This is a genomic window from Falsiroseomonas sp. RANM36 (genome assembly GCF_056682175.1).
Genome location: NZ_JBWXTD010000004.1, coordinates 570433 through 579680, shown reverse-complemented (window position 1 = coordinate 579680; position 9248 = coordinate 570433). Strand labels below are relative to the sequence as shown.

Sequence of the window (9248 nt, the reverse complement as noted above, 5' to 3'; positions counted from 1 at the left end):
GCCCGGCCAGGGCCTCCTCGACCTGGGCCACGACCGTCTCCGCGCTGCGGCGCTGCGCGGCGTCCTGCGCCGCGGCCCGTCCGGCAAGCGCTGCGGCGTGCGCGGCGCGCGCCGCGCCCAGCACCGGCGCTGCCACACGCGGCCCGCCGCCGCCGGCAGCGACGCGCATCGGCTGCCCCGCGGCGACCGCGGCGGTCGCCACCGCCTGCACCGGCTGCGCCACGCCGCCGCCCACCGCGACCAGCTTCGGCCGCTCGGCCTCCTTCGCCACCGCAGCATCGATGCCGGTGGCCACGACGGAGACCCGGATGCGCCCGTTCATCCCCTCATCCACCGAGGAGCCGAAGATGATGTTGGCGTCCTCGTCCACTTCCTTGCGGATGCGGTGCACGGCCTCGTCCACCTCGAACAGGGTCATGTCGAAGCCGCCGGTGATGTTGATCAGCACGCCGCGCGCGCCGCGCATGAAGGTGTCCTCCAGCAGCGGGTTGCTGATCGCGGCCTCGGCCGCCTTCACCGCGCGCTCCTCGCCCTCCATCTCGCCGGTGCCCATCATCGCCTTGCCCATCTCCGCCATCACCGTGCGGATGTCGGCGAAGTCGAGGTTCACGAGGCCCGGGTTCACCATCAGGTCGGTCACGCCGCGCACGCCCATGTAGAGGACGTTGTCGGCCATCTTGAAGGCTTCCGCGAAGGTGGTCCGCTCATTCGCCATGCGGAAGAGGTTCTGGTTCGGGATCACGATCAGCGTGTCCACGAACTGCTGCAGCTCCTCGATGCCCGATTCGGCCGCCTTGCGGCGCTTCGGCCCCTCGAAGTCGAAGGGCTTGGTCACCACCCCGACGGTCAGGATGCCGCGCTCCCGCGCCATCCGCGCGATCACCGGCGCGGCGCCGGTGCCGGTGCCGCCGCCCATGCCGGCGGTGACGAACACCATGTGGCTGCCTTCCAGGTGCCGCGCCAGCTCCTCCGTCGCTTCCTCCGCCGCGGCGCGGCCGATCTCCGGCTTCGCGCCGGCGCCGAGGCCCTGCGTCAGGTGCGGGCCGAGCTGCACGCGGCGCGTCGCCTTGGAATTCACCAGGCTCTGCGCATCGGTGTTCGCGACCAGGAAATCCACGCCGTCGAGGCCCATGGACACCATGTTGTTGACGGCGTTGGTCCCGCCGCCGCCGACGCCGACGACGCTGATGCGCGGGGTGAAGTCCGTGGTCTGGTGTGCGGCGATGGTGAGGTTCAGCGTCATGTCGGGCCTCTCCTGGAACTCAGCCTTGGTGGCTTGGCGGGTGGCGATGGGCGGGGCTGGCCTTGCGCATCAGGCGCGCGCCTTCAGCCAGTCGAGGAAGCGGCGGAGGGGGCCGCCGGTCCGATCCGGACCGGGTGCCACATCCACGATCGGGCGGCCTTCGCCGGCCGCCCAGGCGAGCAGGCCGACGGCAACCGCGAAGGGCGCGCCGCCGGCGGTCTCCGGCAGGCCACGCGTCGCGCGCGGGCGGCCGAGCCGCACCTGGCGCTCCAGCACATTGGCCGCGAGCTCGCGCGCACCGATCAGCAGGCTGCCGCCTCCGGTCAGCACCACGCGCGTGCCGGCCTCCTTCGCCACGCCGGCCTGTTCCAGCCGGTCGCGCACGAATTCGAAGGTCTCTTCCAGTCGCGGGCGGATGATGTTCACCACCATCGCGCGGGGGATGCGCGCGATATGGTCCTCCTCCTCGCCGACCAGCGGGATCGGCAGCATCTCGCGCTCGTCGTCGGCCGAGGCGAGCGCCCCGCCATGCAGCGTCTTCAGCCGCTCGGCATGGTTGATCGGCGTGGAGAGCACGCGCGCCAGGTCGTTGGTCACCTGCCAGCCGCCGACCTGGATCTGGCTGGTGTGGATCAGCTGGCCCTCGGCGAAGACGGCGATGGAGGTGGTGCCGCCGCCCATGTCCACCACCGTCGCGCCGATCCGCTTCTCGTCCTCCACCAGCGTCGCGAGGCCGGCGGCGAAGGGGGCGGAGACCAGTTCCTCCACTTCCAGGTCGCAGCGCGCGAGGCAGGTGCCGAGGTTGCGCAGCGCCGCCTGGCTCGCATCCACCAGGTGCACGCGCGCCGCCAGCGTCTCGCACACCATGCCGCGCGGATCCTCGACGCCGGGCGTCGCATCCACGGTGAAGGAGACGGGGGCGCCATGCACCGTCTCGCGCCCGTCCTCGTGGCCGCGGCGGCGGCCCTCCGACAGGATGGCGCGCAGGTCGGCATCCGTCACCGCGCGGCCGTTGATCGGCCACTGCACCTGCAGCAGCCGCGAATCCGGCTGCCCGCAGGAGAGGTTGACGATCACGCCGGACAGCTTGGTGTCCGACATCTCCTCCGCCTGGCCCACGGCTGCGCGGATCGCGCGCTCCGCCTCCTCCAGGTCCACGATGGAGCCGCCCTTCACGCCGCGGCCGCGCTGCCAGCCGAAGCCCAGCACGCGCGGCGTGCCGTCGCCCTCGATGCGGGCGATCAGGCAGACGGTCTTGGTCGTGCCGATGTCGAGCACGCCGAAGGTGCCGCTGCGCGCGTTGCGCCGCCGGCGCTCCGGCGCGCCCTCGACCGGGACGGGAAGGCGGGAGAGGGCGTTCATCCGCTTCTTCCTCCCCGGCGCTGCGCCGGCTGCTGCGCCTCGGCCGGCGGATGCTGGCGCAGCACCATCCGGTCCGGCAGGCGCATGTCGATCGCGACCAGCGGGCGGTCGAGCAGCGCGTTGCGCGCATGCAGTTCCGCCAGCCGGTTCAGCGCCGGCGCCTCATGGCCTTCCGGCAGCAGCACATCGGTGCCGTTGTGCAGCTTGAGGTTCCAGCGGCGCTCGCCCACGCGCACCATCGCCTGGGTGCGCTCCAGGATCGGCCGGTGCGCCAGCAGCAGGTCATAGAGCGCGGCACCATGCGTATCCGCCCCGGCGCCGACCACCAGCGGCAGCGGCCCGAAGGCGTCCAGCGTCTCGCTCGTCACCACGCGGCCCTGCCGGTCGATGATCGCGAAGCGGCCCTGGTTCTGCCAGATCGCGAAGGGCGTGCGCTCGGTCAGCCGCACCAGGATGGTGCCGGGCAGGTGCCGCTCGACATCGGCGTTCTCGACCCAGGCGATGGTCATCAGCCGCTCCCGCGCCTCGGAGGGCGAGAAGCCGAGCAGCGGGTCGCCGCGCGTCACCCCGACCGCGGCGCGGATCAGCTCGCGCGGCGTGTTGACGCGCCCCTCGACGATCACCTCCCGCACCTCCAGCCCGGCGGCGTCGCCGAGCTGCGCGGCGTTCTCGACCAGCGCCTGCATCCGACCCGCCGGATCGGCGAGGTAGAGGCCCGTGCCGAGCGCGGCCAGCGCGCCGCAGCCCAGCAGCGCCAGGGCCGCCGGCTTCGCCAGCCCGCGTCGGCGCTTCAGCCACAGCCGGAGCCGGCTCGGCCGGTCCTGCTCGCGGCGCGGGCGCCCGACGCCGCCCCGGCCGCTGCGGAGCGCGGTGCTACCCACAGCGCGCCTCCCGCACCATCCAGGCGCAGAGCTCGGGGAAGGGGATGCCGGCATGCGCGGCCTGTTCCGGCACCAGGCTGGTGCGCGTCATGCCGGGCTGCGTGTTGACCTCGAGGATGTAGAGCCGGCCGGGCTCGCCCGCGGTGTCGTCGTAGCGGAAATCGGCCCGCGACACGCCGCGGCAGCCGAGCGCCTGGTGGGCGCGCAGCGCGACCTCCATCGCCTGCTCGCGGATCGCCGGATGCACCGGCGCGGGCAGGGTATGGCGGCTGCCGCCATCGGCGTATTTGGCCTCGTAGTCGTAGAAGACGTTGCCGGTGGCGATCTCGGTCACCTCCAGCGGCCGGTCGCCCATGACCGCCACGGTCAGCTCGCGGCCGGGGATGTAGGCCTCCGCCATGATGCGCCGGTCATAGCGCCATTTCCGCGCGACCTCGGCGCGCCGATTGTCGCCCTCCCGAAGGATCTCGACGCCGACGGAGGACCCTTCGTTCACCGGCTTCACCACATAGGGGCGTGGCAGCGGGTCAGCCGCTTCGAGTTCCTCCGGCGAGACGATGCGTGACGGCGCGATGGGCAGCCCCGCCGCGGCGAAGGCCGCCTTGGCCGCGGCCTTGTCCATCGCGAGCGCCGAGGCGCGCAGGCCGGAATGCGTGTAGGGCAGGCCGAGCCAGTCCAGCACGCCCTGGATGCAGCCATCCTCGCCGAAGCGGCCATGCAGCGCGTTGAACACGACATCGGGCTTCGCCGCCTGCAGCGCGGCGATGACGGCGGCGAGATCCTGCGTCACCTCGATCGGCGTCACCTCGAAGCCGGCCTGGCGCAGCGCCGCGACGACCTGCGCGCCGGTCGCGAGGGACACGTCGCGCTCGGCCGAGACGCCGCCATGCAGGACCGCGACATGGGTCATGCCGGCTCTCCCAGCCGCTTGATCTCCCATTCGAGTTCCACGCCTGTCGCCGCCTTCACCCGCGCGCGGACGTCCTCGCCCAGGCCCTCGATGTCGGCCGCCGTCGCGCCGCCTGTGTTGAGCAGGAAATTCGCGTGCAGCGTGCTCACCTGCGCGCCGCCGCGCGCCAGGCCGCGGCAGCCGGCCGCATCCACCAGCTGCCAGGCGCGATGACCAGGCGGGTTCTTGAAGGTGGAGCCGCCGGTGCGCGAGCGCACCGGCTGCGTCGCCTCGCGCGCCGCGCGGATCTCCGCCATGCGCGCCGCGATCGCCGCCGCATCGCCCGTCGCGCCGCGCAGCCGCGCGCGCACCACGATGCCGCCCTTCGGCAGCACGGCCTTGCGATAGGCAAAGCCGAGCTCCGCCGCGGAGAGGCGCCGGAGGCCGGAAGGCGTCGCCACCTCGGCCCAATCCAGGACGTCCTTGATCTCGCTGCCATAGGCGCCGGCATTCATCGCCACCGCGCCGCCGATCGTGCCCGGGATGCCGCAGAGGAATTCCAGGCCGCCGAGGCCGGCTGCCGCCGCATGTTCCGCCACCGTGGCGTCCAGCGCCGCGGCGCCCGCCACCATGCCCTCGCCATCGGTCTCGATCCCGCCGAAGGCGCGCCCGGCGAGCTTCACCACCACGCCGCGCACCCCGCCGTCGCGTATGATCAGGTTCGACGCCGCGCCGATCACGGTCACCGGCATGCCGGCGGGCAGGTCGCGCAGCAGCAGCAGCAGGTCGTCGGCATCGGCCGGGCGCACCAGCCACTCCGCCGGGCCGCCCACGCGGAACCAGGTGAAGGGCGCCAGCGGCGCCCCGGCCTGGACGCGCCCGCGCAGCGGCGGCAGGGCGGCGTGGGAGGACATGCCGGGCCTCACTTGCTGCCGCCCACCAGCCGCGGCCGCGTGCGCGACTGCAGGGCGGCCAGCTGCTCCGGCAGCGCATGCGCCCAGCTGGTGATGTTGCCGGCGCCGAGGCAGACCACGTAGTCGCCCGGCTTGGCGATGGCGTTCACCATCTCCGCCAGGCTGTCCGGCCCCGGCAGCGGCACGACGGAACGGTGCCCGCGCGCGCGCAGCCCGTCCACCAGCGCATCCCGGTCCACGCCCGGGATCGGCTGCTCGCCGGCGGCATAGACGTCGGCGACGATCACCGTCCCCGCATCGTTCATGCACGCACAGAAATCCTCGAAGAGCGTGGCGAGGCGGGAGTAGCGATGGGGCTGCACCACGGCGACGACATCGCGCGCCCCGGCCTGGCGCGCCGCCTTCAGAACGGCGGCGATCTCCACCGGGTGGTGGCCGTAATCGTCGATCACGGTGATCCCGCCGGCCTCGCCGGTGCGGGTGAAGCGGCGCTTCACGCCCTTGAAGCCGGCAAGCGCAGTCCTGATGGTGTGCTCGTCCACATCCATCTCGGTGGCGATGGCGATGGCGGCCAGCGCGTTCTGCACGTTGTGATGGCCGAGCATGGGCAGGCGCATCGGCTTGAGCGTGCGGGTGCGCGTGGTGGCGCGGTCGCGCACCACGACCTCGAAGGTGGCGCCCATGCGGTCCGTGATGACGCGCTCGGCGCGCACATCGGCCTGGGGCGAGAAGCCGTAGGTGATGATCCGCCGGTCCGACAGGCGCGGGATCATCGCCTGCACTTCCGGGTGGTCGGCGCAAAGCACGGCGAAGCCATAGAAGGGGATGTTGCCGACGAACTGCGCGTAGCCCTCACGCATCGCCTCCTCGGTGCCCCAATGGTCCAGGTGCTCGGGGTCCATGTTGGTGACCACGGCGACCACCGCGGGCAGCTTGAGGAAGCTGCCGTCGCTCTCGTCGGCCTCCACCACCATCCAGTCGCCGGCGCCGAGGCGGGTGTTGGTGCCATAGGCGTTGATGATGCCGCCATTGATGACGGTGGGATCGAGCTTCGCCGCCTCCAGCACCGCGGCGACGAGGCTGGTGGTGGTGGTCTTGCCATGCGTGCCGCCGATCGCGACGGACCATTTCAGCCGCATGAGCTCGGCCAGCATCTCGGCCCGGCGCACCACGGGGATCAGTCGCGCGCGCGCGGCCTGCACTTCCGGGTTGTCGCGCTTCACCGCGGTGGAGACGACCACCACCTGCGCCGCGCCCAGGTTCTGCGCGTCGTGCCCGACCATCACCGGGATGCCGGCATCGCGCAGCCGCGCGACGTTGTAGCCCTCCGAGATGTCGCTGCCCTGCACCTGGTAGCCCAGGTTGTGCAGCACCTGCGCGATCCCGGACATGCCGATGCCGCCGATGCCGACGAAGTGGATGGGGCCGATGGAAAGCGGCAGCGCGCGCATCAGCGGAACTCCGGCAGCGCTTCGGCGCGCATCAGCGATTGCACGAGGTCGGCCAGGCGGCGCGCGGCCTCGGGGTGCGCCTCCTTCGCCGCGGCGGCGGCGGCCCGCGCCAGCACGGGCGCATTGGTCAGCACCGCGCCCAGGTGGCGGGCCAGCGCCTCCGCCGTGAAGGCGGCCTGCTGCATCAGCCAGGCCGCGCCGGCCGCGGCGAGCGAGCGCGCATTGCCGCTCTGGTGGTCATCGATCGCGCTCGGCAGCGGCACCAGCACGGAGGGCCGGCCCGCGCAGGCAAGCTCCGCCACGGTGGAGGCGCCCGCCCGCGCGATCACCAGATGCGCCATGGCGAGCCGCGTCGCGATGTCGCCGAAGAAGGGCGAGAGGTCGGCCGGCACGCCCGCGGCGCGATAGGCCGTCTCCACCCGCGGCAGGTCCTCCGCCCGCGTCTGCTGCGTCACCACCAGCCGGCCGCGCAGGGCGTCGGGCAGCGCCGCGACGGCCTGCGGCACCACATCGGCGAAGACGCGCGCGCCGAGCGACCCGCCCAGCACCAGCAGGCGGATCGCGCCGTCCTCGGCCGGCGGCGCATAGCCCTGGCCGGCCATGGCGGCGAGTGCCGGGCGCACCGGATTGCCGACCAGCCGCGCCTTGGCCCCCGCCGGCACCCGCGCCGTGTCCGCGACCGACAGCGCCAGCAGGTCCGCGCGCGGCGCCAGCAGGCGGTTGGCGCGGCCGAGCACCGCGTTCTGCTCATGCAGCGCGGTGGCGGGCCGGCGGCCGGCGGGCATGGTGAGCGCGGCGATGATCGGCGGGACCGAGGGATAGCCCCCGAAGCCGACCACCGCCGCGGCGTCGAGGCGCTTCAGGATGCGCCGCGCTTCGAGCGTGCCGGCGGCGAGCGCCAGCGCCCCGGCGGCCGCCGCCTTCGGCCCGCGCCCGGCGATGCCCGAGCCCTTCAGCACGAAGCGCTCGGCATTGCCGAAGGCCGGGCTTTCGAAGGCGGAGCTGCGCGCATCGGTCATCAGCGCGATGCGCTCCCCGCGCGCCACCAGCTCCGCCGCCAGCGCCTCCGCCGGGAAGAGGTGCCCGCCGGTGCCGCCGGCGGCGATCACGACAGGGCGTGCCGCGGGGCCCCGCATCACGTCTCGTCCTCCGCGCGCGAGAGGCGCCGCCGCGTCAGCGCGAGCAGCATCCCCATGCCCATCGCGATCGCCAGCACGGACGACCCGCCATAGCTCACGAAGGGCAGAGTCATCCCCTTGGTCGGGATCAGGTGCAGCGAGGAGGCCATGTTGACGAAGGCCTGCAGCCCGAACTGCGTCAGCAGCCCGGTCGCCGCCAGCACCACGAACAGGTCCGTCTCCTGCATCAGCCGCACCAGGCCGCGCACCACGACGAAGGCGAAGAGCGCGAGGATCAGCAGGCACACCACCAGACCGAATTCCTCGCCCGCCACCGCGAAGACGAAGTCGGCATGCGCATCGGGCAGCACGTTCTTGACCCGCCCCTCGCCGGGGCCGCGGCCGAGCAGCCCGCCATGCCCGAAGGCCTCCAGCGCGACGCTCACCTGGTAGTTGTCGCCGGAGGAGGGGTCGAGGAAGCGCTGCACGCGCGACTGCACATGCGGGAACAGCGTGTAGGCCAGCCCCGCCCCGGCCAGGCCGAGCGCACCGACGAAGCCCACCACGAACAGGTTCAGCCCCGCGACGAAGAACTGCGCGAAGAACACCGCCGTGATCACCAGCAGCATGCCGATGTCCGGCTGGCCCTTCAGCAGCGCGGCGATGCCGAGGAACAACCCGATCGCCAGCAGCGTCGCGCCCCAGCGGCGATTCAGCTTGCCCTCCGCGATCAGCCAGGCGGCAACGATCGCGAAGCACGGCTTCAGGAATTCCGAGGGCTGGACGGACCCTAGGCCGGGGATGGAAAGCCAGCGCCGCGCTCCCTTGATCTCGGCGCCCACCACCAGCGTCGCCGCCACCAGCAGCAGCGACCCGCCAAGGCCGATCCAGCCGAGCAGGCGTACTTCCCGCACGCTCAGCATCGAGACCGCGACGAGCACCGCCGTCGCCAGCCCGAGATAGGCGATCTGCCGCATGAAGAACATGTTGCGCGAGGAGGCGCCGATGCGCTCCGCCACGGCCGGGGAGGCGGCGAGCATCATCACATAGCCGAAGCCGATCAGCGCCAGCAGCGCGGCCAGCGTCCAGCGGTCGATCGTCCACCACCAGCGGCCGAGCGTGGAGGTGTCGGCGCGCGAGACGGCGATCATGCCGCCCGCCCCATGTCGCCCGAGGCCAGCGCCTGCACCAGCGCGCGGAAGCGGTCGCCGCGGGCGTCGAAGCCGGCGAACTGGTCGAAGCTGGCGCAGGCCGGGGAGAGCAGCACCACCGGCGCCGCGCCCGCCCGCGCGGCGGCGGCGGCGGGCCCCGCCTCCGCCCGCGTGCCGGCGGCCGCGTGCGGCCCGCCCTGCGCGGCCCGCGTCGGGGGGGGGCGCCCGCGCGGCGGGGC

At 73.4% G+C, this 9248-nt stretch carries 8 protein-coding genes and 1 pseudogene; all 9 read right to left on the bottom strand.

The annotated features are described in order from the left end of the window. The coding region (ftsZ, locus tag AC1MIR_RS16555) for a cell division protein FtsZ (RefSeq protein ID WP_480029281.1) at window positions 1-1243 on the bottom strand (1243 nt) is incomplete at its 3' end. A gap of 69 nt (window positions 1244-1312) precedes the next feature. After that, entirely contained in the window at window positions 1313-2605 is a 1293-nt protein-coding gene (gene ftsA, locus AC1MIR_RS16550; protein WP_480029280.1) for a cell division protein FtsA, read from the bottom strand. Then, window positions 2602-3486: a cell division protein FtsQ/DivIB gene (locus tag AC1MIR_RS16545; RefSeq protein ID WP_480029279.1), complete on the bottom strand. Its 885-nt coding sequence runs from the start codon at window positions 3484-3486 to the stop codon at window positions 2602-2604. Before AC1MIR_RS16545 ends, ftsA begins: the two co-directional genes overlap by 4 nt. Beyond that, a complete protein-coding gene (locus AC1MIR_RS16540) occupies window positions 3479-4396 on the bottom strand; it encodes a D-alanine--D-alanine ligase (RefSeq protein ID WP_480029278.1) in 918 nt (305 codons plus the stop codon). The genes AC1MIR_RS16545 and AC1MIR_RS16540 overlap by 8 nt, the downstream gene beginning before the upstream one ends. Further along, the gene (gene murB, locus AC1MIR_RS16535; RefSeq protein WP_480029277.1) at window positions 4393-5289 is read right to left on the bottom strand and encodes a UDP-N-acetylmuramate dehydrogenase; all 897 of its coding nucleotides are present in this window, start codon (window positions 5287-5289) and stop codon (window positions 4393-4395) included. The genes AC1MIR_RS16540 and murB overlap by 4 nt, the downstream gene beginning before the upstream one ends. A gap of 8 nt (window positions 5290-5297) precedes the next feature. After that, on the bottom strand, window positions 5298-6740 hold the full coding sequence (gene murC, locus AC1MIR_RS16530; RefSeq protein WP_480029276.1) for a UDP-N-acetylmuramate--L-alanine ligase: 1443 nt from the start codon (window positions 6738-6740) through the stop codon (window positions 5298-5300). Beyond that, window positions 6740-7876 carry an undecaprenyldiphospho-muramoylpentapeptide beta-N-acetylglucosaminyltransferase gene (murG, locus tag AC1MIR_RS16525; RefSeq protein ID WP_480029559.1) on the bottom strand — a complete coding sequence of 379 codons (1137 nt, stop codon included), beginning with the start codon at window positions 7874-7876 and terminating at the stop codon, window positions 6740-6742. Before murG ends, murC begins: the two co-directional genes overlap by 1 nt. Continuing rightward, on the bottom strand, window positions 7876-9009 hold the full coding sequence (locus AC1MIR_RS16520) for an FtsW/RodA/SpoVE family cell cycle protein (RefSeq protein ID WP_480029275.1): 1134 nt from the start codon (window positions 9007-9009) through the stop codon (window positions 7876-7878). Before AC1MIR_RS16520 ends, murG begins: the two co-directional genes overlap by 1 nt. Next, window positions 9006-9248, bottom strand: a pseudogene (locus AC1MIR_RS16515) (UDP-N-acetylmuramoyl-L-alanine--D-glutamate ligase); the annotation flags it as partial. The pseudogene AC1MIR_RS16515 and the gene AC1MIR_RS16520, both read right to left, overlap by 4 nt.

Excerpts from the sequence above, each read along its gene's own strand:
- ftsA (WP_480029280.1), bottom strand. The coding sequence starts at position 2,605 with ATGAACGCCCTCTCCCGCCTTCCCGTCCCGGTCGAGGGCGCGCCGGAG.
- AC1MIR_RS16540 (WP_480029278.1), bottom strand. The coding sequence starts at position 4,396 with ATGACCCATGTCGCGGTCCTGCATGGCGGCGTCTCGGCCGAGCGCGAC.
- murB (WP_480029277.1), bottom strand. The coding sequence starts at position 5,289 with ATGTCCTCCCACGCCGCCCTGCCGCCGCTGCGCGGGCGCGTCCAGGCC.
- murC (WP_480029276.1), bottom strand. The coding sequence starts at position 6,740 with ATGCGCGCGCTGCCGCTTTCCATCGGCCCCATCCACTTCGTCGGCATC.
- murG (WP_480029559.1), bottom strand. The coding sequence starts at position 7,876 with ATGCGGGGCCCCGCGGCACGCCCTGTCGTGATCGCCGCCGGCGGCACC.
- AC1MIR_RS16520 (WP_480029275.1), bottom strand. The coding sequence starts at position 9,009 with ATGATCGCCGTCTCGCGCGCCGACACCTCCACGCTCGGCCGCTGGTGG.